This is a genomic window from Terrirhizobium terrae, from assembly GCF_030323265.1.
GTDB lineage: Bacteria > Pseudomonadota > Alphaproteobacteria > Rhizobiales > Rhizobiaceae > Neorhizobium.
Map to the genome: position 1 here is coordinate 292,297 of NZ_CP104990.1, position 24,132 is coordinate 316,428.

Annotated in this window: 24 protein-coding genes and 3 pseudogenes; 13 read left to right on the forward strand and 14 right to left on the reverse strand. The window is 58.4% G+C overall.

Going from position 1 to position 24,132, the window contains the following annotated elements; translation table 11 throughout:
- Positions 1 to 94 precede the first annotated feature (94 nt).
- The 4 genes from N7E02_RS01400 to N7E02_RS01410 are packed head-to-tail and all read right to left on the reverse strand — an operon-like array spanning position 95 to position 2,592.
- Positions 95 to 1,477, reverse strand: a complete 1,383-nt coding sequence (locus N7E02_RS01400) for a GMC oxidoreductase (protein WP_286578308.1) — start codon at positions 1,475 to 1,477, stop codon at positions 95 to 97.
- Entirely contained in the window at positions 1,474 to 1,920 is a 447-nt protein-coding gene (locus tag N7E02_RS29335) for an FAD-dependent monooxygenase (protein ID WP_353622768.1), read from the reverse strand. Before N7E02_RS29335 ends, N7E02_RS01400 begins: the two co-directional genes overlap by 4 nt.
- Entirely contained in the window at positions 1,901 to 2,461 is a 561-nt protein-coding gene (locus N7E02_RS01405) for a Crp/Fnr family transcriptional regulator (RefSeq protein WP_353622775.1), read from the reverse strand. The genes N7E02_RS29335 and N7E02_RS01405 overlap by 20 nt, the downstream gene beginning before the upstream one ends.
- Positions 2,401 to 2,592, reverse strand: a complete 192-nt coding sequence (locus N7E02_RS01410; RefSeq protein WP_286578309.1) for a hypothetical protein — start codon at positions 2,590 to 2,592, stop codon at positions 2,401 to 2,403. Before N7E02_RS01410 ends, N7E02_RS01405 begins: the two co-directional genes overlap by 61 nt.
- A gap of 412 nt (positions 2,593 to 3,004) precedes the next feature.
- On the opposite strand from N7E02_RS01410, the pseudogene N7E02_RS01415 reads away from it, so the two are divergent.
- The 9 genes and pseudogenes from N7E02_RS01415 (at position 3,005) to N7E02_RS29340 (ending at position 10,449) form a co-directional block, all read left to right on the forward strand.
- Positions 3,005 to 3,543, forward strand: a pseudogene (locus N7E02_RS01415) (sugar transferase).
- Positions 3,544 to 3,597: 54 nt separating this feature from the next.
- Positions 3,598 to 5,091 (forward strand): hypothetical protein, encoded by a 1,494-nt coding sequence (locus N7E02_RS01420; protein WP_286578310.1) that lies wholly within the window; start codon positions 3,598 to 3,600, stop codon positions 5,089 to 5,091.
- Positions 5,091 to 6,092: a GumC family protein gene (locus tag N7E02_RS01425; protein WP_286578311.1), complete on the forward strand. Its 1,002-nt coding sequence runs from the start codon at positions 5,091 to 5,093 to the stop codon at positions 6,090 to 6,092. The genes N7E02_RS01420 and N7E02_RS01425 overlap by 1 nt, the downstream gene beginning before the upstream one ends.
- Complete coding sequence (locus N7E02_RS01430; protein ID WP_286578312.1) at positions 6,053 to 6,838, forward strand: cellulose synthase operon protein YhjQ/BcsQ; 786 nt, start codon at positions 6,053 to 6,055, stop codon at positions 6,836 to 6,838. Before N7E02_RS01425 ends, N7E02_RS01430 begins: the two co-directional genes overlap by 40 nt.
- A complete protein-coding gene (locus tag N7E02_RS01435) occupies positions 6,835 to 7,464 on the forward strand; it encodes a class I SAM-dependent methyltransferase (protein WP_353622769.1) in 630 nt (209 codons plus the stop codon). Before N7E02_RS01430 ends, N7E02_RS01435 begins: the two co-directional genes overlap by 4 nt.
- 2 nt (positions 7,465 to 7,466) lie before the next feature.
- Positions 7,467 to 8,390 (forward strand): glycosyltransferase family 2 protein, encoded by a 924-nt coding sequence (locus tag N7E02_RS01440; RefSeq protein ID WP_286578313.1) that lies wholly within the window; start codon positions 7,467 to 7,469, stop codon positions 8,388 to 8,390.
- A gap of 74 nt (positions 8,391 to 8,464) precedes the next feature.
- Complete coding sequence (locus N7E02_RS01445; RefSeq protein ID WP_286578314.1) at positions 8,465 to 9,310, forward strand: class I SAM-dependent methyltransferase; 846 nt, start codon at positions 8,465 to 8,467, stop codon at positions 9,308 to 9,310.
- 12 nt (positions 9,311 to 9,322) lie between these two features.
- Positions 9,323 to 9,799, forward strand: coding sequence for a glycosyltransferase (locus N7E02_RS01450; protein WP_286578315.1), 477 nt, complete (start codon positions 9,323 to 9,325; stop codon positions 9,797 to 9,799).
- An 86-nt stretch (positions 9,800 to 9,885) separates the two neighbouring features.
- Positions 9,886 to 10,449 (forward strand): glycosyltransferase, encoded by a 564-nt coding sequence (locus tag N7E02_RS29340; protein WP_353622770.1) that lies wholly within the window; start codon positions 9,886 to 9,888, stop codon positions 10,447 to 10,449.
- On the opposite strand, the gene N7E02_RS01455 is transcribed toward N7E02_RS29340, so the two are convergent.
- Complete coding sequence (locus N7E02_RS01455) at positions 10,421 to 11,239, reverse strand: glycoside hydrolase family 16 protein (protein ID WP_286578316.1); 819 nt, start codon at positions 11,237 to 11,239, stop codon at positions 10,421 to 10,423. The two genes, N7E02_RS29340 and N7E02_RS01455, sit on opposite strands and share 29 nt — an antisense overlap.
- Positions 11,240 to 11,325: 86 nt before the next feature.
- Here N7E02_RS01455 and N7E02_RS01460 point away from each other — a divergent pair, with 86 nt between their 5' ends.
- Genes N7E02_RS01460 through N7E02_RS01470 form a run of 3 tightly spaced genes read left to right on the forward strand, consistent with a single transcriptional unit; the run spans position 11,326 to position 14,334 of the window.
- The gene (locus tag N7E02_RS01460; RefSeq protein WP_286578317.1) at positions 11,326 to 12,894 is read left to right on the forward strand and encodes an oligosaccharide flippase family protein; all 1,569 of its coding nucleotides are present in this window, start codon (positions 11,326 to 11,328) and stop codon (positions 12,892 to 12,894) included.
- 4 nt (positions 12,895 to 12,898) lie between these two features.
- Complete coding sequence (locus N7E02_RS01465; protein ID WP_286578318.1) at positions 12,899 to 13,954, forward strand: polysaccharide biosynthesis/export family protein; 1,056 nt, start codon at positions 12,899 to 12,901, stop codon at positions 13,952 to 13,954.
- Complete coding sequence (locus N7E02_RS01470) at positions 13,885 to 14,334, forward strand: hypothetical protein (protein WP_286578319.1); 450 nt, start codon at positions 13,885 to 13,887, stop codon at positions 14,332 to 14,334. The genes N7E02_RS01465 and N7E02_RS01470 overlap by 70 nt, the downstream gene beginning before the upstream one ends.
- Positions 14,335 to 14,508: 174 nt before the next feature.
- Here N7E02_RS01470 and N7E02_RS01475 read toward each other — a convergent pair whose 3' ends face one another.
- Positions 14,509 to 14,928 carry a hypothetical protein gene (locus N7E02_RS01475; RefSeq protein ID WP_286578321.1) on the reverse strand — a complete coding sequence of 140 codons (420 nt, stop codon included), beginning with the start codon at positions 14,926 to 14,928 and terminating at the stop codon, positions 14,509 to 14,511.
- Positions 14,929 to 15,914: 986 nt separating this feature from the next.
- Here N7E02_RS01475 and N7E02_RS01480 point away from each other — a divergent pair.
- Positions 15,915 to 16,697: a helix-turn-helix transcriptional regulator gene (locus N7E02_RS01480; RefSeq protein WP_286578322.1), complete on the forward strand. Its 783-nt coding sequence runs from the start codon at positions 15,915 to 15,917 to the stop codon at positions 16,695 to 16,697.
- A gap of 228 nt (positions 16,698 to 16,925) precedes the next feature.
- Here N7E02_RS01480 and N7E02_RS01485 read toward each other — a convergent pair whose 3' ends face one another.
- From N7E02_RS01485 to pcaG, 8 genes and pseudogenes are all read right to left on the reverse strand, one after another.
- Complete coding sequence (locus N7E02_RS01485) at positions 16,926 to 17,453, reverse strand: YjiS-like domain-containing protein (RefSeq protein WP_286578323.1); 528 nt, start codon at positions 17,451 to 17,453, stop codon at positions 16,926 to 16,928.
- 276 nt (positions 17,454 to 17,729) lie between these two features.
- Entirely contained in the window at positions 17,730 to 18,443 is a 714-nt protein-coding gene (locus tag N7E02_RS01490) for an ABC transporter ATP-binding protein (protein ID WP_286578324.1), read from the reverse strand.
- Positions 18,433 to 19,188 carry an ABC transporter ATP-binding protein gene (locus N7E02_RS01495; RefSeq protein ID WP_286578325.1) on the reverse strand — a complete coding sequence of 252 codons (756 nt, stop codon included), beginning with the start codon at positions 19,186 to 19,188 and terminating at the stop codon, positions 18,433 to 18,435. The genes N7E02_RS01490 and N7E02_RS01495 overlap by 11 nt, the downstream gene beginning before the upstream one ends.
- Positions 19,185 to 20,192, reverse strand: a complete 1,008-nt coding sequence (locus tag N7E02_RS01500; RefSeq protein ID WP_374730615.1) for a branched-chain amino acid ABC transporter permease — start codon at positions 20,190 to 20,192, stop codon at positions 19,185 to 19,187. The genes N7E02_RS01495 and N7E02_RS01500 overlap by 4 nt, the downstream gene beginning before the upstream one ends.
- Positions 20,192 to 21,055, reverse strand: a complete 864-nt coding sequence (locus N7E02_RS01505) for a branched-chain amino acid ABC transporter permease (RefSeq protein ID WP_286578326.1) — start codon at positions 21,053 to 21,055, stop codon at positions 20,192 to 20,194. The genes N7E02_RS01500 and N7E02_RS01505 overlap by 1 nt, the downstream gene beginning before the upstream one ends.
- Before the next feature lie 70 nt (positions 21,056 to 21,125).
- Positions 21,126 to 22,297, reverse strand: a pseudogene (locus tag N7E02_RS01510) (ABC transporter substrate-binding protein).
- Between the two features lie 127 nt (positions 22,298 to 22,424).
- Positions 22,425 to 23,493, reverse strand: a pseudogene (locus N7E02_RS01515) (3-carboxy-cis,cis-muconate cycloisomerase).
- Positions 23,494 to 23,510: 17 nt separating this feature from the next.
- A complete protein-coding gene (gene pcaG, locus N7E02_RS29345; protein ID WP_353622776.1) occupies positions 23,511 to 24,128 on the reverse strand; it encodes a protocatechuate 3,4-dioxygenase subunit alpha in 618 nt (205 codons plus the stop codon).
- Positions 24,129 to 24,132 lie beyond the last annotated feature (4 nt).

Consider the following 24,132-nt stretch of genomic DNA (forward strand, 5'->3'; position numbering starts at 1 on the left):
CGGGATGTATCCGTCATTCGCAGAGGCGGCCAGCGCGGGAGGCGTTAGCCGTTCCCGGTGCAGGGTAACGATCTCTGCACGTTCAGGCGCCGCGTCAAGCATTGGCCGCCTCCCTGAGTTTCAGGCTGGGATCGGCCTGCGCCCCGCCTGCCCGACGGCCCATCAGCCGGCTGACGGCGCGGGCTGCGCGCCAGGCCAGAAGCATGATGGTCAGGCTCGGATTGGCGCTGCCTGAGCTTGGAAAACAGGCAGCACTGACGATGCTGAGATTGGCGACGTGATGGCAATTCAGGTCGGCATCCACCACGGAATGGCGCGCGTCCGTTCCCATCCGGGCCGTTCCCGAAGGATGGGCGTAATCCTGCGCGGCCTCGGTGATGGATGCCCCCGGCAACGTGCAGGCGAGCCATTCTATCGTGCAGATCCGATCGAGACCGTGCCGATGCCAATAGGCGGACAGACGGGCGACCGCGCTGCGGAATGTCCGCTCGTCGATATCACCCGGTTGCCACTTGAGACCAACTTTCGGCATGCCGAGGCGATCTTTGGTGTCGGCCAGCAGGATACGACTTTCACCCCTCGGCGCCTGCTCAATGCAGACACGCAGGTTGAAGCCGACATCCCCCGGCATGAACAGGGTATGATGATACAGCCGTCGCGCGAGGAGCCGTCCGAGCGATCCTGGAGCGAGCCGGGATCGCTGAAACTCTCCCAGCAGGCCCTGGTAGTCATTCGCCTCGATACGCTTGGTGAGCCGCTTGACGGCGCCGAGCGTCGCATTTTGCGACAGATCGGCAGTCATGTGAACGAAAGCGGATGCCACTCCATCGCGGACCTGCGCCGTCTCTGTCAGTTCGATATGCGGGCTGCGCCTTTGCAATCGTCTGTAGCGAGGTGCAAGCAAGCGATCAAAACGGTCCGGGTCGCGGACTGTCAGCCGGCCGACATGCGCGTCCAGATGATCCTGAAAATAGCGGCCGAGAGCGTCGCAAGAGGCGAAGACGCGGTCGTCGCCGCATCTGTCCAGCATGAGAAGCAGACGCGTGCTTTCGATCGTGCCGGCCGCCAGTACGAAGTGGTCTGCCCGTACGTCGAGTATCCGGCCCGCATCGTCGCGGCACCGGACCGAGGCCAGACGCCGTGACCAGTGGTCGATCGAGAAATCACTGACGGTGGCATCCGTCCATATTTCTGCGAACGGGTGATTGGCCAGCTGATCCTTCAGGATCCGCCATATGTTTCCCCGCCGAAACCGCGTCCACTTGGCCCAGCGAACCGCGAAATCAGGATCACCTTGCGGCAGTTCCACGCCGGTCCGAAAATGAGGCGGTGCGCCCTCTTCGTACGCGCCGTCGTCGAGCTTGAACAGCGCTTCGATTTCGCTAAGCCCTTCGAGCAGTGCATCGTGGCTCAATGGCCACGCAGGCGCGTCGATATGCGGGCGCTCTGCCATGTCGCTCGCGGAAATCGGCATCATCTTGCCGCCCCAGACGGAGGAACTGCCCCCAGCCCACGCGCACGGCCCGTCACAGGCCATTGGTAATGGCCGTGTTCGTCGGAAATTTCGTTGAGGTCGTTTGCGGAGTGCCCAGTTCTGGCACTTCCGCTTTCCACGAGGATGGTCCGTACACCATAGCAGGCAAGTTGGCGGGTCACGTATAGACCCGCCATCCCGGCGCCAATGACGCAAACATCGGCGCGTGCATCAAGGCTCGGCTGCGTGATTCCAGAGAGATTTCGTATCATCCTGCCCGTCTCTCGCCTTGCTGAACGATATCTGCCTGCGCGCGATGACTTGCCCGATGCGGCAGGGCTGCTCTTTTTCTTTTGTAATGCGTTGAGAAATGTCCGGTCGCGCCTGGCGCTTGAGACGATATCCGGCATCTGAACAACCGCCCGGTCATGCTGTTGCATAATCATGGAGCGCTCGCGGATTGGTGATGGTGATGGAGCCCGGAGCGAGATGCACGATCCGGCTTCTCTCCCAGTAACGCAGGCATCGGTTGACCTTTTCCCGAGAGGCCGGGAGCATCGAGGCCAGCTCCTGTTGCGAAATGTAGATTTGCGCCTGCGGAGACGGGGAATCGAGTTGCCCGAGGCGCAACAGGGCATTGGCCAGGCGGAAGGAAATGCTTGCCGATGCCAGCGTCAGCAACCGTGTTTCCAGTTTCTCCGCCTGGGTCGAGACATATTGAAGCAGATTGTTGCTGAGCACTGCGTCCCGCGCTGCAGCATCGCGAACGATCGTACCGTCCAGTAGCCATATTTCGCAGGCGCTCAGTGCGTGCGCCTCGAAAGGTGAAGGTGTGCGCCGCAATACGTCGAGTTCACCAAATACGCTGCCGGCTGAAAGCGTATCGACCACGAATTCCCGCCCGTCGACGAGGCAAGCGGCGACTTTCAACTGGCCGGATCGAACGAGAAGAAACTGGTTTCCGCGCGTTGCACGCCGCAGGACAATATCCTTTTTTTGAAGAACTTGACAGTTCTTCCCTTGATAAGCCTGTCACGCAGCGCATCGCCGAGCAGGCAAAGATAGCTCCCGCCCGCATGCCACCCTTCACAAGCAGCTTCCTTCAGCCTGTTCGACATCTCGAACCCCCATGGAACGGCAAGCAACTTTCAAGCGATGTGGGACTGATTGGTCCTTGAATTGCGCGCTGCAGCGAAACGCATCGGCCCCCAATGAACCCCCACTCCGCCTAACGTATAAATATTTCTAGTATCAATTGGCCGGATATGACCTCGGTTACAGACAAATCCATGAAAAATAGATCAAGGTAAAGTTATCCTTGCTTGTTAGTCTTAAATTTGGAGGGATAAAATGGATATAAATTCGAATTACCAGAAAGTTGTAATTTCAAATGATGTGATAACCCGGAAGTTTACATATCCAGGAAACCAAATTCCCAAAGTGCAGCGCATTACGCCTTTGGGCGGCGGTGCCAAAAGAGCCTTTGACGTTTTGGTAGCGTTGGTCGCACTGTGCGTTGCAGCACCAGTGATGATTATAACGTCGGTTGCGATCAAATTACTGGACGGCGGGCCGGTCTTCTTCGTTCAACAACGGATCGGCTTTGCAGAGCGAAGTTTTCCGTGCCTGAAGTTCCGAACTATGGAGATGGGGGCGGAAGAAAAATTGCGACAATATCTGCTGGCGCATGACGGGGCGGCGGCGGAATGGCAGAGTTCAAGAAAGCTAAAGCGGGATCCACGCATCACTTTGATTGGTGGCGCGTTGCGCCGCACGAGCATCGATGAACTCCCCAGCTTTTCAATGTGCTGCTAGGGCACATGAGCATGGTTGGACCAAGACCGGTCGTCGCCGAGGAAATTCAATACTACGGCGGTGACGCGCAGGCTTATTTCTCGACACGGCCGGGATTAACCGGCGCGTGGCAGATCAGTGGTCGAAACGACATTTCCTATCCTGAGCGGGTCCAGCTCGATTGCCGTTATTGCAGTCAGTGGTCCTTCTCGAAGGATGTCATGATCATGCTGAAAACATTGCCGATTTTGCTGATGCGAAAGGGGTCTTACTAAGGCTTGGGGGTCAGCAATCAAGTCAGCAATGTCAAGGCCAGGCGGGGATACTGCATGAAGATCGAGTTGATTGGATTTCTATTTGCGGCTGCCGGCGCCTACGCCATGTTCAACAACACGCGGTTGGCCATCTACATCCTTTGCTTCTCGACCCTTTTCGGCGCAGCCGCGGCCCTCAAGCTTGAGTCAGTCGGCGGCGCAAGCATTCAGCCATTCCATTTCATGCTCGTGTTCATCGTTGCGATCGTCTCGTTGCGGCCGACATTGCTCACCGTGAGCCTTTCCTCCCTTCAATATCCCGGGCCAGGCTTCTGGCTTCTGCTTTTCACCGCTTACGGCACACTGACGGCCGTCTTCCTGCCGCGCCTGTTCGAAAGCGCTACGGTTGTCTATTCAATCGCGCGCGGTAGCGAACTGCATCGTATCGTCAGTTCCGCGCTTGCTCCGACATCGAGCAATTTTACTCAATCGATCTACATGCTCGGCAATCTGACGTGCTTTGCAATCGTCAGCGCCATCGCCCGCCTTGGCGGCATGGTTCTGTTTGCCAAGGCATTGATCGTGACTGCCATCGGGTGTCTTGCCTTTGCTGTCGCGGATTTCGTTACCTACAAGACTGGAACTGCCGATCTTCTCTCGGTGATACGCAATGCGAACTACCGCATGCTGGATGACGGCGATATCGCAGGCTTCAAGAGAATAGTCGGCTCTTTTTCCGAGGCCGGCGTGTTCGGTTACGTGACCCTCGCTCTTTTCTCGTTCGTCGTAGTCTTGGTACTTGAAGGCTATCCTCAACGGACGCTGCCTCTCCTCGCCGCTGCCCTGCTCGTCGCGCTGCTCCTGTGCACGTCAACCACAGCTTACGTCGCAAGTGCCGCGACCTTCCTCTTGCTGCTCGTTCTTTGCCTGATGCGTGTCGTTCGCCGAACGGCCAGTTTTCGACACCTGGGATTTGTGAGCATTTGCATAGGCTTAATCCCACTTGCGGTCATGATGGTCCTGCTCACGCCGCAAATTGCCCAGAGTATTGGCGATCTTCTGAGCGTCGTTCTCGCCAATAAGCTGGAGACACAGTCCGGCGAGGAGCGGATGCGCTGGAATGCTCAGGCCTTGATCTCGTTTCTCGACACAAGCGGGCTTGGGGCCGGGCTTGGAAGCATCCGCGCATCAAGTTTCGTCATCGCTCTTCTGGCCAATATAGGCATTGTCGGCGCCCTGCTGTTCGTCGTCTTCATGGCGAGCCTCATCAAATATCACCTGAGGCGGCGTGGTGCATCGCCAATGGAGAAGGCGGTCGGTCTTGCGGCGCTTGTCTCCAGCATCTCGCAACTGTTTGCCGCATCGATCTCGGCAGGTTCAGTGGATCTCGGACCGCTATTCACGCTGACAACCGGCCTTGCAGCCGCCTATGCGCTCGGTCCCTATCGGCCAGAGAGTCGAACATCGGCGGCCTACGGCTTGCGCTGGATGCCGGACGTCGCCTCCTGGCCGCGCACCGCAGATCCCTCGGGCGTAGCCGCCTCAGCCCATGGCCGGAGTGCAGCCTGATGTTCAACCTGGTCCCTCCAGTATCGGTAGCGTATTCCCAATTTCCTAATGGGATGACGGAAGAACGGCCTATAGAGCTGCGCCAGCTGCTTCAGTTCCTGAAGTCCAATGCGCTGTTGATCGGTGCCGTGACCGCCTCATTCCTTCTCGCAGCCGTCATCTATCTGATGATTGTACCGGCAACCTTCACGTCGGGTGCCCAACTGATCCTGGATTCACCGATCTCCGGATCGTCTGCGGATATACAGCAGCTCCGCACCGAGGAAGCTTTCGTCGAAGGCCAGATAGAGATCATGCGCTCAACGGACGTGTTGCGCTCTGTCGTCAGGTCGCAAGCGCTTGGGAGTGATCCCGAATTCGTGTCGACCCGACTGTCGCCCGGCGATGTGCTGCGCGCCATGGCCTTCAAGAATAACTTCGCTAGCGCCGATAGCGCCGATAATGACGGGGTGGACGAAGCGCGGGAAAACCTCACCATCGCCATATTGCGTGGCCGCTTGTGGGTGCGCCGTGTAGGCCAATCGTCTGTCATCGATATCTCTGCCTCCTCCACTTCTCCGGTAAAGGCGGCGATGATCGCCAACGCGATTGCGGAAGCCTATATGGCAACCAGCCTCGATCGTCGTGCCGAGAAAGCGCGTCACGCCAGTCAGTGGCTGTCGGAAAGAGTGAAGCTGATCAAGGAAGATGTGTTTGCCGCCGAGCGTGCGGTAAGGGAGTTCCAGGCTTCCGGTAGCCCGGAAAGCCGCTTCCGTCTTGCCCAGCTGCAAAGCGAGGCGGACAGCTATCGCAAGGTTTATGAGAGCTATCTGCAGCGATGGTTTGAAACAGCCCAGCAGATCTCCAACCCGGTAGGGAAGCTCGCTTCATCTCCCGCGCTTCCGTCCCGGTCACCAAAAGCCAGCCGAAATCCGCTCTCCTTCTCGGTTTCTTCCTCTTTCTGGGGCTGGGAACAGGGATCGTGTTCGCGACAATCAGGCACTTCACGCGGCGCTCGGTAAGCTCTGCGGACCAGATCGCCGCAATGCTGAAAATGCCATGCCTCGGTTCGATCTCAAAGGTGCCGCATGCAAAGGCTGCCAAGACGGGCGATGGGACTGTGGCAGGCAGAATTGCGGCGCTGCACGCTCCGCCGTTTGAACGCGATATCAAGGATCTCAAGGCGGCTGTTACCGGGCTCCGGCGCGCCCACAAGGCGAAGCTCATAGGCCTGATCGGTGTCGAGCCGCAGACGGGCGCAACCAGCCTTGTCTATCATGTCGGTCAGGCGGCGGCGGCAGCTGGAACGCAAACGCTGATCGTAGACGCGTCTGCGGCGAACCCGACATTGAGCAACCTAGCCGGGCAGCATGGGCCAAGCCTGATGGATCTGCTCAACAACCCGGATGCCTATCCGGAATTCATCCGACAAATCGGTGGCGATCTGACCATTCTTCCGATCGGGCGGTTCGGCCGCGTCACACCCGGCGAACGCATCGGCTCCGAGCAGACCATGCTCAACCTTGCCGATCTGAGGGAACGGTTCGACCTTATACTGTTCGATCTGCCTTCGCTTCAGACGTCGACAGACGCGAAGTCGATCGCTCCCCATCTCGATGGTCTGATCGTCGTCGCCCGCCACGGAGTAACCTCCTTCCTGACATTATCCGACGTCACCCGGCAATTGCGTACCGCCGGAGCCGAACTGCTCGGGATCGTCTTGAACGCATCGCCTCTACAGAAAAAATCGAAGTGGAGATCTTCATGATGAAGATAGCGCAACTGCGCACATATCCCGCCCTGAAAGATCAGCTGCGCAAGTCTCTGCGTGCGATCGGTTATCCGACCGATGACTGGGTCAGGGTCATGCTCTATCGCGATGCTTTCGCCCATATTCGCGAACTGGGTCCTGAAAAACTCGACGTCATGGAAATTTCGGGCGGAGTTCAATGGCAGCGCGAATTTGCCTTCCGCTCCTATTTGTCGACGCAGTATCCCGGTTTCGATATCTGCAGCGAAGCGATGGATCGGCAGTTCGACCTCATCATTGCCGACCAGGTTTTCGAGCACTTGAAGTGGCCCTTGCGCGCAGCACGCAATGTCCATGCGATGCTGCGCCCCGGCGGCACCTTCATCATCGCAACACCATTTCTCCTTCGCGTGCATGCCTCGCCAATCGATTGCAACCGTTGGACCGAGACGGGGCTTTCCTGCCTCCTGCAGGAGGCAGGCTTCGACGAGAAGAACATTGCCACCCGTTCATGGGGTAACCGCCAATGCGTCAAGGCGAATTTCAGGCGCTGGCGCAAGGCGGGGCCTCTGAACTCACTCGTCAACGAGCCGAACTTTCCGGTCATGGTCTGGGCCTATGCCCGACGGGCGAAGGAGACGTGACGATGCGCGCCTTGCCGATGATATTGCAAATGCCGGTCGCCCCAGAGGCGAGAAGGCTTCGTCTCGGTGTGGCGGTTGCAACGAAAGGCCGAGCAGCTGTCGTCGCACGTCTGGTTTCTCTGCTTGCCGAGCAGACCCGGGTTGCGGATGCCGTCCTCGTTTGTGCGCCGGCGCCGGAGGATATGGAGGGGCTCGTATCGCGCGACCCCGCCTTGCGGTGCCTCATCGGGCCGAATGGACTTCCGCACCAGCGCAATTATCTGATGGAAGCCGCGAACGATCTCGATATCCTTGTCTTCCTCGATGACGATTTTGTCCCGGCGCGTAATTACCTCGAAGAAACCGAGGCCATCTTCCTGGGGCATCCGGATGTCGTCATGACAACAGGCAAGGTGCTTGCGGATGGCGCCAAGGGAATAGCCGTGTCCTTCGACCAGGCGAGCGAGTTGCTCGCGAGCCCAGTGGACAAGCCCTCCAGGCGGCTGAGCGAGGTCTATAACGGATACGGTTGCAACATGGCGGTGCGCCTGGAGCCGATCCGGGATTGTGGGCTGACCTTCGACGAGACGCTTCCGCTCTATGCATGGCTGGAAGATGTCGACTTCAGCAGGCGTATTGCAGAACTCGGGCGAATTGCCAGAGCCGAATGGGCGCATGGGGTCCATCTGGGAGTTTCGGGTGGTCGCCAGAGCGGGCAAAAGCTCGGTTACTCGCAGGTCGCCAATCCCATCTACCTGATGGGAAAGGGCACGTGCTCATGGAAAAAGGGGCTCAACCACATCGCGCGCAATGTGGCCGCTAACCTTTACGGTGCGGCGCGCGGTGAGCGAGTGCCCGACCGCTCCGGCCGGCTCTATGGAAATGCATGTGCCCTCGCCGATCTCTTCAGACGTCGCCTCACCCCCATCCGGGCGTTGGAATTCTAGGGACGACACCAAGGCAGCGGACAAGACCGGAATACTGACAGGCGTGAATTTCCATATCAGAAGGAAAGAAAGTCATGCGTGATGCTACATGGACGATGATCCAAGGTAATTCAGTCGCGATGGGGCTCTGGCGCGCCTATCGGCGATTGCCGGTATCCCTACGCATCCCGATGCGTTGGGCTGCTTTCCCAGCTTGGGAGATGGCCTCCGTGATGGTCAAGCGCGCAGCCGGTGGTCGCGTCATGACTGGGCCGTTCAAAAATATGGCCCTTCATCTCAGCGCCGGATCCGATCGCGACCATCTCTCCTACCTCCTCGGTACGCAAGAACTGGAGTTGCACGCGACGATTGAGGCGATCATTTCCAACGGCCACGAAAGCGTCATCAATATCGGCGCCGCCGACGGCTACTATGCTGTCGGTTTCGCTCATGCCATGCCCTCGGCGCGCGTGATCGCCTTCGAGGCGCTCCCTCAGCATCATGCGCCCCTTTGGAAGACGGCCGAAGCAAACAATGTCGCCAATAGAATCTCGCTGCATGGCTTTTGCACTCCGGCCGATCTGGAGGAGGTTTTGAGAACAGCGGGATCGAGGCCGCTCGTCTTTTGTGACATCGAGGGTGGCGAAATGTCATTGCTCGACAATCTCGCCATTCCGGCTCTCGAACACGCCGAGATCCTGGTCGAGACCCATGACGATATGGCGCCGGGTTGTAGCGCAGCAATCTGCCGCCGCTTCGCCCAGACCCACACGATTACATCCATCCTCGCGCAGCCGCGCCGGCTGGCGGACTTTCCGTCGCGACAGATCCCCAAGGTGGCAAAGTGGATGCCTCGAACGGCGGTCGAGCTGATGAATGAACGACGAACGTCGGTTCAGGAGTGGCTTCATCTTGTTCCGGTCGCTCGCAAGGCTGACTGAGGAGACACGATCGTGACCTTCCTTTTCGCCAGCGGGACGCCACACTTGCCTCAGCTAGTCGGTGGATTGGAGGTCAATACGCATCACCTTGCACTGGAGATGAGCAAGCGCGGTCTGCCGGTGGCCGTGCTTTCCAAACTCTCTCTGCGTGATCTCTTTGGTGCGTCCCGATTTGTCGCGAACAAGATTCGACGACGTGACATCTCGACTGATCGAAAACTCGGCTATCCCGTGTATCGGTCGCTCAAGCCATGGCGTGACGTGAAAGATCTGGACAATCCGGACATCGTGGTCGTGCAGAATGGAAACATGGTCGAGATCGGGCGCACTTTCCGCAGCAAGGGCGTACCGAGCGTCGCATATCTCCACGGATTGGAGTTCGATACCGGCCCTCGCGCCTGGAAGGGAAGCAGGCAGGATCTCCCTTTTCTGCCTATATCGCGAATTCCAATTTCACCGCTGCCCGGTTTGAAAAACGCTTCGGCATAAAGCCGGCAATCATACCACCGGTTTTCATCTCCGATATCTACCGCACGCAAGGGCGGGGTACGCATGTCACCTTCATCAATCCGATTTTGGCGAAAGGACTGGCCCTAGCGCTTGAGCTGGCAAGGCTATGCCCCGACATACCATTTCTGTTTGCCCGCAACTGGCCGCTCTCCGGGCGGGAGGAAGCCGAACTCAAGCAGAACCTGAAGGCATTGCCGAATGTTACTCTTCTCCAGAGAAGCTCCAACATGTCGGAGATTTATGCCAAGACCCGTATCCTGCTCGTCCCAAGCCAGTGGGAGGAGACGTGGGGACGGGTTGTCAGCGAGGCGCAGATAAGCGGTATCCCGGTCCTTGCCACGAAGGTGGGGGCGTTGCCCGAATCTGTTGGGCCGGGGGCGTCCTCTTCGACAGGGAGGCTTCTCCGACTGTCTGGGCTCGGGAATTGCGGAGCCTTTGGACCGATCATGATCTGTACGAGAGCACGCGTAAAGCGGCGCTTATCTACTCGGCGCGTCCAGATCTGGAAGTCGAACTCCAGATTTCCGAATTGCTCTCGATCCTTGATCGGGTCGCAAGATGACCCGCGCCACCTCCTTGCGCGGCCACACGCCGCCCTCCCTATCTCTGCGGAAGTGCCCACACCCTGATATAGTCGACCTCCATAGTAGAAGGGTTCGGGGTGTTCGTGATCGGCCAGCCTGCGCCGAGCGCCAGATTGACAAGGATCGTGAACGGCAGCTGCAGTTCCGCGGGCGTCGGCACGGACCAGACTTCGCGCCTGTCGAAGAAGTAGCGAATGGAGTTGGGGTCGACCGAGGCGCCAAACGTATGGAAGCCCGTCGACAAGCTGCCCGGTGGTACGTTGACCCATTGATGTTTATGCGTGGACTTCGAGGGATCGGTTCGGTTCCAGATGTGGAATGCAGCGGTGTATCGCTGCGGCGCATGCCCGTAATGCTCGAGGATGTCGACTTCAACCCCGCCAGTCTCGCCGCGGCTGCTGAGCCAGAATGCCGGCCACACGCCCTCTCCACGCGGCAGTCGCGCTCGAACCTCGAAGTATCCGAACTTCTGCTTGAAGCCGCTCCCGGTCGAGTCGGAAGAGGAAAGAAGGCCCGACTGCCAAGCGCCGTTTGCGGATTTCCGCGCCTCTATTCTCAAAATGCCGTCCTGTATGGTGAATGGAAATGCGTCTCCTGGATCCATGAAACGGGCATCGCCGAAATCGCCATTCCAAGGCGTGTGGGCAGTCCATCGGGTACCCGGTCCTCTGGCGGAGACGTCAAGTGTATCGAATTCCTCGGCGAAGGTTTGCTCCCATCCATCGGGCTCGATGTCGGCGCCGTGCGCGGCCGGCGTTGCGCTGCCCAAGCAGGACAGCAAAACCAGCATCAGGAGACCGGGAGCATTGCGCTGATTCAGGCGGACGGCAGACATGAAGGATCCCTCCGGCAATTCGCAAATACGGAAGCTATCACGGATAGAAATAAATTCAATATTTCTCCGAAAAGTCGGAGGTTTGTATGAAAAATAATATGTTTTCTGATTCTTTTTATTCTGCCTTTTCAGGAGTATTCCTTCTGTCTGGTAATTTTGTCAGCGGTGTTATTGTCGCAAATTTCCTGGGTGTGACCGATACCGGGGAGTTTTATTTCGTTATTGCTTTGTGTTTGCTGGCTGCAACGATATTTGACGGAGGGGCTGCGGCAAGCGTCGTGCGCTTCCAGGCTACTCTTCACGGACGTAATGATGCTCGGGCTGCAAGTGCGCTGGCGGGCCGTTTGGCGCGTCATCTCCTCGCCTATGTCGCTCTCGGCATGTCGTTGTTTCTGGTATTGGCAAGCTCTGGCCAAGCCCTGCCGTTCATGGATCTGTCAGCGCTCTCGGGATCCCTGGGTGGCTCGGCTCGCTTATCTTTTCTCCTTCTTCTGTGCCTGTCCGTCGCTGTCCAGACCTTGGCGATGTTCGCCGTTGCCTATCTTCGCGGGCGTCGCCGTTTCCGTATTCTTGCTGGTCTGAGCTTCGTTTCCATGGTCGGGCAGCTCGCCTTCGTTTTCTGCTCGGCTTTAACGATCGGGGTGTCGGGAGCGATTGTCGGCTATGGTTTGGGCCAAATTCCGCTGGCGATCGTCACCCTTTCCCTATTGTTTCAGCGCGGTGGTCTGGACCGATCCATCAAAGCCGAAGTCCGCCGCTACCAACGGTTCGTCTGGGCGGCCAATGTCTGCAATGTCTTCGTCTGGTCACGTATCGAGATATTTCTGCTGCAATATTTCTGGGGTGCCCGCGAGGTCGGGCTTTTCAGCGTAGCGCTGGCACTGTCCGCTCTTGCCGCGCAGGGGCCGTTGCTATTGACCGGGGCTTTCCTGCCGCTTCTGTCAGAGCGTCACGGAAAAGGCGACATTGCCGGTCTGCAGCGTGCTTTTTCAGGCGGCACGAGGTTGCTCGCCATGGCTGCCTTTCCCGCCTGTATTGGCATGGTTGCCATCCTCCCCGGCATCGTGGAACTGCTTTACGGTCCGCAGTTTTCGGCCTCGGTCCCCGCCGCGATGATAGTCTGTGCGGCCGCGGCAATATCCGTCACTGCCGTGATCGGCACGCACGCGGTGAACGCACTCGCGCGCAGCGACTTCATCTTCTACACATCGCTGTTGGGCGCGTTGCTATCGATCGTCCTTGGCGTATCGATCATTCCGACATTCGGTGTTGCCGGTGCGGCGATATCCCGATCAATCACGCAACTCCTGATGATCTGCGCCGGGATCTGGTTCGTGAGCGCAAGGCTGCGCTTTTCATACCCTTTTGCAGAACTTGCGCGCATATTTCTCGCGACGATGCCCGCCGGCTGTCTTGCATATATTGCGATGGAATTCATGGGCGGACTGATAGGAGTGGCTGTCGCCATGGGCCTCTTCGTTATGCTGTATCTTACTGGTCTTCGTGTCTTTTCAGCTCTTACGGCAAGCGATGCCGAAAGGCTGCATGCACTCAATCGAAAGCTGCCCCGACCGCCTCGTCGGCTGGTGCATCATCTTCTCGTCGCGATCGGGCCTGCGCGAACACAACAAGGCAGTATCAACCCTGCGGAGTGATGAAATGACAAACCAACCGTCCGCGATAACTCGTGCAACGCCTGCGATTGGCAATGCGGTATATTCAGTCATGTTTCACAAACTGTTGCAATGGTTGGTGCCCTGGCTGGCACTGCTCGGTGGTGGCGCCGCGGCCCTTGCAGCCGAGCCCTATCGGCTCGTGGCGCAGGACCGAATTGCGCTAAGGGTCGTGGAGTGGCGATCGGGAGAAGGCGAATTCAGGGACTGGACCGTGCTGAACGGCACCTATCTGATCGGTGCAGACGGTTCCGTAACGCCGCCCATGATCGGCAGTATGAATGCCAAGGGATTGACGACCCGGGAGCTGGGCGAGGCGATCACGGCGCGTCTGCATACCGTCGTTGGTGAAGCGGGCCTGTTCGCTGCCGTGGAGGTCGCTCAGTACGGTCCGATCTACGTCGTTGGCGCGGTCGCAGCGCCGGGGCAGTATGCATTCAGCCCGGATCTTACCATCATGAAGGCCATAAGCCTGGCTGGCGGGCTGCAGCGGGAGGCGGAGAATACACGCGGACGCCTGGAGCGCGACCGTATTCAAGCTGCCGGACTCTACGGTGCGGCGAGGCTCGAGTACTACGGATTGCTCATGCGCGAAGCGCGGCTGAGAGCAGAGAAAAACGGACACGAGACTTTCGACATTCCAACGTCGCTGGCGAATTTCAGCGGGGCTCTCGCTCTCCAGTCTGAAGAACTGGAATTAATGAAACTGCGCAAGGTCGAGACAGGAAGCAAGCTCGATTCCGCGAAGGGCCTTGGCCTTCTTTACGCTGGCGAAATCGGCACGCTGCAGAGCAAGATCACGACCCAGGAACGTCAGACGACTGTGGTGCAGAACGAGCTGAAGACCGTGAGCTCTCTTCTGGACCGAGGGCTGGTTCAGAGCTCACGCCGGCTGGCGCTTGAGCGCGAGGAAACCGAGGGCAAAGCCGGGTACTCGACTTCCAGTTCCAGCTCTTGCGCGCCCGCCAGTCATTGGAGGAAAACAACCGCGAGGGCGAGGAGATCGTCAACACAAAAAACTCAGAGATCCAGACGGAACTGAACGAGATCGTTCGTCAGATTTCAGCGGCTAATCTCAAGGCCCGTACGGCGGAATTGCTGCTTGGTGAAACCGAAACGCGCATTCAAGAGCTTTTGCTCGATGAGAATGCTGGAAACCAGCGAAAGATAATCTTCTACGTAACGCGCAGTGAGGTCGATGGTGGCGTGACTCGAATCACGGCAACGGCGGACACGCCGGTCGAGCCGCGAGATCTGATCGAAGTGAGCATTGAGACCCCGCAGCGCTGGACGGTGCCGACAGGCGGTGTTGCGAAAGCTTCCGGAAACCTCGCGCCTTCGGGCCCAAGCCTTGTCCAGAGCGTTGTTACGCCCGGCGACGTTGGTGCCTTACAAGCCGATGACCGACAGACGGTGCGATGAGAGACCCAAACGCAGTCATCGAACGTTTGTCAAATGAGCGTGACGGCGCGGATTTAACGCATTGGCCTGCCAGAACTGGCAACGTCGTTTCCGACGGGATCCAGAGGGTATGAGAGGCGGAGTCTTGGGCGCCCGAGCAGGCTCTTCTCACGCAAGGCGAATTGTTCAGGACAGCTATTCCAGGGGCGATTGGAGCACTGAAACGGGAAAGAACTCACCGCCTGACATCACGAAAGTCATTGTATTGACGGCAAGCTCAGGTGCTGCAGACGTTGGTATGAAGCCCTGTGCGCCAAGCTGCAACGCAGCGGCCACTTCCGCCGGATCGTCAAGGTCGGAAATAACCACCAGGGGAGGAGAGGCTAGCTTCTCGGGGGAGAGATCGGGCTTAAGGCGCAGCTCACTCACCGGGCGCCTTCCGGCGCAAATTATCGTCAGGGCAGCATTGTGGTCGATAGAGGAGCTGTCAAACATGCCATATCCAACAATCGTCAGGTTTTGCGCATCAGCCCACTGGGTCAGCAAGCAGATATAGGCTGCCCGTCGCAACGGCCTTTCGTCAAAGATCAATACTGTTCGGTCATCTGCTAGCAATTTTCGGCTCCTGGCTATGCACCGCAGCCACGCCACACCTCGTAGCGATGCCGTTGCCGCGAAAGGCGGCGTGCATATTAGGATAGCAGCCTCAAGCCACAGCTTAAGCTCTCAAGAGGCGGCTAAGACAGCTTTGACGAAAGATGCGCCTAAAGTCGAAAATGTCCTTCGGCTCGCTCTTTATGTGTAGTCAAAGTAGAAGTAAATCTTAAGGTGTATTCTTATTTGCATTTCTACTGCTGGACTAGGGTGTAAGATAAGCCTATCCTCATAAATAGGGTGGAAGGGCGCAAAGGGGGCGCTCGAATGGACGGGAAGCTGATCAAGTTCGCGGACGTCGGCTATGTCCGCTTCTCAATGGAGAGGCGGCAAACGTGTGTCCGCCCGCCAGTAGTCGCACCCTATTTCTTTATACATGCCGTAATGTCGGAGATCGCGGAGATTTTCGAAGCGGTAATTGCAAGTGCAATTTCTTCCGTCCCACGTGTGTCAGTGCATTGGCAGCGATCTGTTTGGAGGACAGTCGGTGACTCGATGGCTGCGAGGAGAACCTCATCGCGTCAAGTCGCTTCAGGGCTCGGAAAGGAGGGCTTGATCCAATAAGTATTTCCATGCAGACTTTCTGATCTTTGTAATAAAGACAATAATACAAGTATTTCTTCTTGAGATTGATCTTGATTTATTATCAATTTTTGGGGTCGTTTGGAATTTTAGATTTGGCTTCTATGTGGACGATGCAATGTCTCCGTGTTATTGTTGCTGCATAGTATTTGCTCCCTCTGTGTCGAATGTCACCCTTGAGAATAGGGAGACATATTTTCTTTCACGGGGCGAGGTCGATCCGGCAAGTGCACAAACGTGCAACCTTAAGGCTTATTAGCCCTTAGGAAAATTGAAAATCAGCAGCCGGATACGTTAATTGGGATAAGTAATCCCAAGGTTCTATTCGCGAGATTTGAAATTAATGCTTGCAGGAGATGGAAAAAATGGATGCGAAACTTCTGAACAAAAGTGGTTTAGTCGTATTGATCGACGGACTTGCTATGCGCCGAGCATGCATGCTTTCCGCCCTTGAGCCATGGGCGGACGGTTTAGATCTTAACTTGGCGTCATATGAGCCAAAAGATGTCATGGACCTAAGGGGTGAGGATGATGTCCGCCTCGTCCTGATCAATACAGGTGGCGCATCTTTGGCCGAAACCGAGCAGCACGAACTTCTTCTCGCTGCCAAGGCGGCTTTTGCAGGGCCTTGCGCAATAATTTCGGACAGAACGGACCCAGATGACGCCGTTTCTGCCGCCGAGATGGGCTTCCAGGCCTTCCTGCCTGCGATACTACCACTGGACATCGTCAAGCAGGCGCTGGTCTTTATCATGAATGGCGGAACATATTTCCCGCGTGAGGCACTGCTGGCTACGCTGTCGATGCACGCCCGTATACCTGGCCGTCATCGGACGACGGATGGATCGCCCAATCTGACGCAACGGCAGACCGAAGTCCTCGAGCGGCTTCGCTTCGGACGCTCAAACAAGCACATTGCCCGAGAACTCAATATGCAGGAGGCGACGGTCAAGGTTCATGTCCGCCAGATTATGCGCAAGTTAGGCGCGGCCAATCGCACCCAGGCGGCATTGCTGGCCCAATCCCAGGTGCCTTCTCCTTCACCATATGGCGCTGTTGTCGATGATTCTTCAGACGATGTATCTTCGATAGTGCTTGGTCGAAAAGTGATACGACCGGAAGCTTCCGAGATTGTTGTTGGCATTTGATCGTGTATTCGAACGATTGGCGCCGCTTGCGCATCGATGGCAGCGGCGAGTGAGGTTCATGGTTTTGCTTGTTACTGCTAGGTTCGCTTAGCCACTATCCATTCATCGATCGAATTGATCTGGAGATGTGGGATGGCGCAGTAAAGCAATGTGGCTACGATCACTCGCAATTGGGCACTTAACATTGCGCCGATTGCCATCGTGATGGACCACTCCTTAGGCACCGTTCTAACCGGCATAGCGATGGTCGTGCATCAATTCTGCAATCTCCATGCGATTTTCGATGCCGATGTCGCGGAGCATGTGATCATTCATCAACATCAGTTGATCACGCTGCCGCCGGAGATCCCGCTGGCGTTTGAAATATCGCCATGCCTTGCGGATGCCGAAGAAATGATATGAACGCCTGTCAGCCGAGCCTGCCTCGGATTGCGAAGCAGGACGGTCGACATCCTCGTCCAGCGGTGTGCAGATGTATAGCTGCAGCGAGCGTCCGCTCGCAGCTTTAACGGCCGCTTGCCTTACCGTCTGGGCGGCGGGACGCGTCGATATCGCCGGCGAGGTAATTTTCCCCTCGTTTCGTCGAGGATCCGCGAGATGCAGGTGGAGAAGGTCGCGGAGGGCCTGCAAATCTCGGCCGACGACCGTTGGGTTACGATCGCCCGGCGACGTGTCTTCAGGCTTTCTCGCACCCGTGTCCGGACGACTATCAACCCTTTTTGGACCGGTGAGTTTGGGATCAGTTGTTATAACCACAGTAGGCTCCTTTCCTCGCTGACTGTGGCGAACCTAAAGCTTGGCTTTAGTTCCTATGTTTCTGGCATGGCAAAGAGCGTTACACTTGTGACCGTGCTAAGAGATCGCCCAAATCTCACTTACCGATGTCGAAGACGTGGTTTTAAGCCTCCTGCCGTTTATCCGGTTGGGGTCGGTGGTATCTACATGTGTTTTCTAGAGGAGTCCGCTTTTCTCAGCCGAAGGTGAAAGCCGATGCGTCGATCGGGACGACTATAGCCAGTCCTCTTCGATCTTTTAGAGATAGCCGATGCCGAGCAATCGATTGATCGTGTCCTGCTCATGGGCGAGAGCCGCGGGTGCTCCCTGCCATGCAAGCCGTCCTCGCTCCAATATGATTACCTGATCGGCGAAGTCGAGCGCGCTTTGGATACGCTGCTCCACGAGAACGATGGTCATGAGGCGACCGTCCGCCAAACGCGAAAGCGCCGCCATCAACTCCTCGCAGATCACCGGCGCGAGCCCTTCCAGCGGCTCGTCGAGCAAAAGCACACTCGGCTGGCCCAATATGCTGCGGGCAGTGGAGAGCATCTGCTGTTCGCCGCCGGAAAGCTGGCTGCCGAGGTTCTTCCGCCGTTCCTTCAATCGCGGAAACATGTCGTAGGCTTCCGAAATTGCCTCCCTTGGCCGGTCCTTCAGCCCGACGAGCAGGTTCTCCTCGACGCTGAGGCTCGGAAAGACGTCGCGCGTTTGCGGCACATAACCAAGCCCGGTATTGGCGCGGGCAGCGCTGGACCTTTCGGTAATGTCCTGTTTTCCTATGCGGATCGTGCCGCAATAGCGTCGCGTCTGCCCGGCTAGCGTCGCGAGCAGCGTCGTCTTGCCCATGCCGTTGCGGCCGAGAATGGCAAGTTTTCTGCCTGCCTCGAGCGAGAAGGACAGACCCTCGATGATATGCGTCGGCCCGTAACCGGCAGAGAGGTTTCGGACCTCGAGCGTCTCAGCCGGCATGGGCGTAGTTCCCCAGATAGGCTTCCCTCACGCGAGCGTCCTGCGCCACCGCCTGCGGCGGTCCGTCGAAGATGATGCTGCCGGCCGCAAGCACGATAACCCTTTTGGCAAAGCGGAAGACGAGATCCATATCATGGTCGATCATCAATACGGCGAGTTCGACCGGTAGTCGTTCCAGCGCTCTTTCGATGAGACCGGTCTGGGCATGCGGAATTCCCGCAGCCGGTTCATCGAGAAGCAGGATTCGCGGGCGCAACGCCAATGCTATTGCGAGCTCCAGCAGGCGTTGTTGCCCGTAAGCGATCTGGCGAACCCTGATATCTGCGAACTCGCTCAGGTGTAGAAGGCTGAGAATGTCCCGCACCTCGGCCATCACGTCCGGCATCCGGTCGTGGCGCCCGAACATACGACCTGCTCTGCCCGTTCGCTGAAGCACCGCAGATGCGATATGCTCCTCGGGTGTCATCTCCTTAAACAGCCGTGTCACCTGAAAAGAACGCACGAGCCCTTGCTTCACGCGCTCTGTCGGTCTGGCGGGAGTGATATCCTTGCCATCGAGAGAAACCCGGCCGCTGTCCGGCTTCAAGGCGCCGGTGACAAGGTTGACGAAAGTCGTCTTTCCGGCACCGTTTGGTCCGATAAGGGCGACCCGATCGCCGGTATGAAGCTCGAGCGACAGATCGTTGGTCACATTCAACCCGCCAAAGGTTTTGGTCAGGTTGCGGATTTCCAGAAGCGGCGTCATGCGGAGGCCGCCTTTTTCCTGCGATCCCGGATTAGAGACACGGCAGCGCCATAGAGGCCGCGCGGGGCAAATAGCACAACGGCGATCAGCAGCGCGCCGACGATCGCCAGCCAGTGAAAGGGATTGGCGGCAGAGACCACATCCTCGAAGAACAGGAACAGCACCGTTCCGATCAGCGCGCCATAGAGCGAGCCAGTTCCGCCGACGACCAGCATGACGAGCGCTTGAGCGGAGAGCGTGAAAGACAGGCTGTCGAGCCCGACCACCTGTGTGGCGACAGCGGACAGGGCGCCTCCGATACCGGCGACAGCGCCTGATAATACGTACATCCTGAGCAGCACGGAATGGACTGAGACGCCCATAGCAGCGACCCGCACATGATCCTCCCTCACTCCACGCGCCACTAGTCCGAAAGGCGAGCGGACGACGATCCGCAGCATGACGAAGACGATGAGAAGCAAAGCGATCCCGTAAAGATAAGCTGTCTTGCCCCAGAGATCGAATTCGAACAGGCCGAACAGCGGATCTGGCATGATGCCCGACAGCCCATCGCTGCCGCCCGTCCAGCCCGACAACTTGTTGGCCGCTTCATGGAAGAGATGGATGACGGCGATCGACAGAACGAGCTGCGGCAGGCCGTGGGCGCGCAGAATAACGCCGCCGCAGACGAGACCAGCCACGGCGCCGCTCATAGCGCCGACCAATGTCATGGCAAGCGGATCCGTCACTCCGAAATGCACCGCGGCGATACCAGCACCATAGGCGCCGGCGCCAAACAGGGCCGCATGGCCGAGCGTCGCCACACCGCAATAACCGGTGACGAGATCGAGCGACAGGACGAGAAGCGCAATCGCGATGATCCTGGTCAGAAGCGCGAGATTGTCCGGCAGAAAGAAGAAGCCGGCAATGCCGACAATCAGGATGGCAACGGCACCTGGAAGGCTGCTACCCCTCAATCTCATCAGAAATCCGGCCTGTCGATCCCGATCTAGAATATCCGCCATCACGCTCTCCGCCCTGCAAGACCGCGTGGGAATACGGCGACGATGACGATCACGGCCAGGTAGAAGAAGAACTCGCCGTATTCGGGTGCCAGGTAACGCCCGGTCGTATCGATTGCGCCAAGAAGCAGTGATGCCAGAAGCGCCCCGCCGATCGAGCCGCTGCCGCCAATGGAGACGACGACAAGGAAGGTGACCATATAGCGCAGCGCATAATAGGGCTCGACCGGCAGCAGTTCGGCGCCCACCGCTCCGCCAAGTGCCGCGAGCCCCACTGCGATCGCGAAGCTTGCCGCGTAGACGACCTGTGTTCGCACACCGAGCGCGGCGGCCATCGCCGCGTTGTCGACCGAAGCCCTCAACCGAATGCCATAGGCTGTCTTTTCTACCAGAAACCACAGCAGCATGGCGATGGCGCCACCGAAGGCGATCGCGAAGATGCGGTGCGTCGCGATGCTGCGGAAGCCTACATCGGTCGCACCGCGCAGCGCTTCCGGCAGCGGGATGGTTTTCAGCGTTGGCCCGAAGACGAAATTGGCGATGCCGATGATGCAGAAGGTGATGCCGATCGTCATCAGCACCTGCGTCAGCTCCGGGGCGCCGTAGATCCGGCGATACAGAAGGCGTTCCAGTGGAATGGCGATGATAATCGTGCCGATGACGGCGATCAGAAGCGCCGCCGCATAACCGAGGCCGAGATCGCGTGCTGCGTAGGACGCGAGATAACCTCCGATCATGGCAAAGGCACCATGCGCGAGGTTCACTACCCGCATAAGACCCATGGTGATGGACAGGCCGATCGAAATGACGAACAGCACCATGCCATAGGCCAGGGCATCGATGCCCACGCTCAAGACGGTCTGCATGAATTCAACGGCCTTTCCGTCATGGCGTGCCACCTTTTGGCCGCACGCCCATTGCAACTCCTGCTCGGCGTCACTTCTTCACATGCGCGAGACCGGGATCTCCTGCTTTTCAAAGCTCTTCATTTCCTTGTTGATATAGTGGTCGCCGTCCTTCGCCACTTCGCGCAGGTAGATCGTCTGGGTGATGTGGCGGCTGTCCGGGTCGATGGTGATCGGGCCGCGCGGGCTCGTCCAGGTCAGGCCCTTGACCGCCTCGACGGCCTGATCGGCATTCTGCTCGCCGCCTGTCGCCTCGATCATCTTGGAGATCACATACATGCCGTCATAGGCGCCGACCGCCGGGAAGGAGAGTTCCGCAGGATTGCCGATTGCCTTGGTCGCGGCCTCGACAAACGCCTTGTTCTCTGGTGAATCGTGGGAAACGGCATAATGGAAGGTCGTCATCAATCCGGCCGCCTGTTCACCGAGAGCTGGAAGGTCGGATTCCTGCGTCAGGTCGCCTGTTGCAAGAAACTTGATGCCGGCAGCCTTCAGACCCGTATCGTTATAGGCCTTGACGAAGGCGAGCGTCGGCGGACCGGACGGCAGGAAGGCGAACAGCGCCTCCGCACCGGACTCCTTCACACGCTGCATCAGCGGCGAGAAGTCGTTGGTCGAAAGCGGCATGCGGATTGCTTCGACCACCCTCCCGCCCTCTTTCTCGAAAGCCGTCTTGAAGGCGCTCTCGGCATCGATGCCGGGGCCGTAATCACTAACGAGCGTAATCACCTTGCTGACACCCGCCTCCTTGGCAACCGTCGCCATCGGCGTCGTCGTCTGCCAGGTGGTGAAGGAGGTGCGCACCACATAGGGGCTGGTCGTGACGATGGCGGATGTCGCTGCATTCATCACCACCATCGGCACATTACCCTGTTGCAGCAGCGGCGTCGCGGCCATCGCGTCGGGTGTGAAGTAGAAGCCGGCGAGATACTGCACCTTCTCGCGCACCACGAGTTCCTGCGCCAGCGCCTTGGATTTGGCCGGATCGGCGGTCGGTATGTCGCGGTAGACGATCTCTATCTCGTCGTCGCCCACCTTGTTGCCGTTCACCGCAAGCCAGGCGTCGATCCCGGCCTTGAAATTCTTGCCCTGCAGGGCGAACGGGCCGGAAAACGGTCCGATCACGCCCACCTTGATCGTATCCGCAAATGCCGCCGTGCCGAGCATGGCGCATGCGAGAGTGGTCAACAACAGTCTCTTCATTATGTCCTCCCTGAAGCCGATCGTCCTGCCTTGTTCATTCCCGGCAGCATGACACATCCGTCATCGCCTGCCGAGCATCCGTCCGTTTCTCAAGCAGGCTTTTATCGCCTGCCGCATTGCGCATAAGTCAAGCGTCCTCCACGCTTTTCCCCACACGACGGATATTTTCGATGAGTTCTCGGGCAAGCCTGAGGGCCGCGCCCGTCGTCACCGCCATCTGCGGCAGGATCAGCCATTCCAGCGTCCATGCCGCTCCCGATCGCTCCTGCTCATGGATCATCGCCTGCTGCATGCCGCCCGCCTGGACTGCATTGAAACGAGCAAGGGCCACGAGAACCTCCGCTGCCACCGGGTTCTGCTTATGCGCCATGGCCGAGGAACCGCCGCCGCCCGACAGTGAAATCTCGTTTCCCGCCTGCGCCATCAGCGCAACGTCCTGCCCGAACTTGCCGAGCGAACCGGTGGTCATCGCCAACACACCGGCGATCTCGACGATCCGATCGCGCTGGCTGTGGAATTGCGGGGCATCTGCAAGCTGCAACGCTGCGGCCACATCGCGCCGCACGCTTCCCGCCTTGTCACCGAATTTCTCCAGCGTTCCCACCGCACCACCGAACTGGATAACGAAATGTGTTTCCAGAAGAGATTGCAGCCGCTTACCATGGCGAACGAGCGGATCGCGCCATGTCCGGATGCGATCCTCGGCGGTGATTGGCAGCGCCGGCTGCATCCGCGTATGGCCCATCAGCTCCCCACTGCCGAACCGTGCCGAAAGCAGAATCGAGACTATCGATCACGGCCCCGAGCCGGCCCTCGAACAATACGCATGCCTGTCTCAGCCGCATCATCAGCGACGTGTCGATAACGTCCTGGCTGGTGGCCCCCAAATGGACATGCCGTGCTGCTTCGCTGCCCACCGCATCGCGCAACTGCCTGACGAGTTCCGGCACGACGACGCCATCCCGCGCGGTGGACTGTCGAAGCTGGAACATATCATGCTTCATCGTCCGACACGCTTCAGCGATCTGCCGGGCGGCATCTTGCGGCATCAACCCGTGCGCGGCACAAACCTTGGCCAAAGCCGCCTCGAAGGACAGCATCGCTTCGATATCCGCTTCCGCGCCAAACAGTGCCGCCGTCTCGTCGTCACCGACGAGGCCGGACAGAAACGGATGGTCGAAAGCGGCGATGCCCATACAACTCCCTTCTCGTGTCAGATATCAAAGAAGACGGTTTCCCGCTCTCCCTGCAGGTATATGTCGAACCTCACCGTGTCGCCTTCCCGCATTCCGATCAAGGTCGGGATGCGGGCCTTGTGCTCGATCCGCGCCAGAACCGGATCCTCGGCATTCGCCGCCTCCTCGTCGGAGAAATACATCCGCGTGTGGAGCCCGACATTGATACCCCGCGCGACGATCCAGAAGGTCACATGCGGTGCCATCATCCGCCCGTCGCGAAACGGCACGCGGCCCGGCTTGATCGTCTCGAAGACGAATTCGCCGGTCGTCATATCGCCCGGACAGCGCCCCCAGCCGAGGAAATTCGGATCGGCCCTACCGCCCGTTTCCGAGGGGCTGCTGTAAAATCCATCGGCATCCGCCTGCCAGATCTCAACCAGTGCATCCTTCAGGGCAACGCCGGCACCGTCATAAACAAATCCGCGAATGGTCATCCGCTCGCCACGCGTCTTGTCGTTCACCATAGACTCGGAGCCGAGATCGGTTTCGTAGACGCCCTCGATACCGGCGAAATTCGGCGTGCAGCCGATATGCACATAAGGACCGGCTGTCTGCGACGGCGATTCCTTCAGGTAGGGCAATGGCTGCGCCACGTCA

What these genes read in the sequence shown, in the direction of transcription:
- N7E02_RS29335 (WP_353622768.1), bottom strand. Translation starts at nt 1,920, where the DNA reads ATGATTATGCAACAGCATGACCGGGCGGTTGTTCAGATGCCGGATATC.
- N7E02_RS01400 (WP_286578308.1), bottom strand. Translation starts at nt 1,477, where the DNA reads ATGATGCCGATTTCCGCGAGCGACATGGCAGAGCGCCCGCATATCGAC.
- N7E02_RS01425 (WP_286578311.1), top strand. Translation starts at nt 5,091, where the DNA reads ATGTTCAACCTGGTCCCTCCAGTATCGGTAGCGTATTCCCAATTTCCT.
- N7E02_RS01505 (WP_286578326.1), bottom strand. Translation starts at nt 21,055, where the DNA reads ATGCAGACCGTCTTGAGCGTGGGCATCGATGCCCTGGCCTATGGCATG.
- N7E02_RS01460 (WP_286578317.1), top strand. Translation starts at nt 11,326, where the DNA reads ATGAAAAATAATATGTTTTCTGATTCTTTTTATTCTGCCTTTTCAGGA.
- N7E02_RS01495 (WP_286578325.1), bottom strand. Translation starts at nt 19,188, where the DNA reads ATGACGCCGCTTCTGGAAATCCGCAACCTGACCAAAACCTTTGGCGGG.
- N7E02_RS01440 (WP_286578313.1), top strand. Translation starts at nt 7,467, where the DNA reads ATGCGCGCCTTGCCGATGATATTGCAAATGCCGGTCGCCCCAGAGGCG.
- N7E02_RS01465 (WP_286578318.1), top strand. Translation starts at nt 12,899, where the DNA reads ATGACAAACCAACCGTCCGCGATAACTCGTGCAACGCCTGCGATTGGC.
- N7E02_RS01410 (WP_286578309.1), bottom strand. Translation starts at nt 2,592, where the DNA reads ATGTCGAACAGGCTGAAGGAAGCTGCTTGTGAAGGGTGGCATGCGGGC.
- N7E02_RS01500 (WP_374730615.1), bottom strand. Translation starts at nt 20,192, where the DNA reads ATGGCGGATATTCTAGATCGGGATCGACAGGCCGGATTTCTGATGAGA.
- N7E02_RS01480 (WP_286578322.1), top strand. Translation starts at nt 15,915, where the DNA reads ATGGATGCGAAACTTCTGAACAAAAGTGGTTTAGTCGTATTGATCGAC.
- N7E02_RS01445 (WP_286578314.1), top strand. Translation starts at nt 8,465, where the DNA reads ATGCGTGATGCTACATGGACGATGATCCAAGGTAATTCAGTCGCGATG.
- N7E02_RS01490 (WP_286578324.1), bottom strand. Translation starts at nt 18,443, where the DNA reads ATGCCGGCTGAGACGCTCGAGGTCCGAAACCTCTCTGCCGGTTACGGG.
- N7E02_RS01435 (WP_353622769.1), top strand. Translation starts at nt 6,835, where the DNA reads ATGATGAAGATAGCGCAACTGCGCACATATCCCGCCCTGAAAGATCAG.
- N7E02_RS01455 (WP_286578316.1), bottom strand. Translation starts at nt 11,239, where the DNA reads ATGTCTGCCGTCCGCCTGAATCAGCGCAATGCTCCCGGTCTCCTGATG.
- N7E02_RS01420 (WP_286578310.1), top strand. Translation starts at nt 3,598, where the DNA reads ATGAAGATCGAGTTGATTGGATTTCTATTTGCGGCTGCCGGCGCCTAC.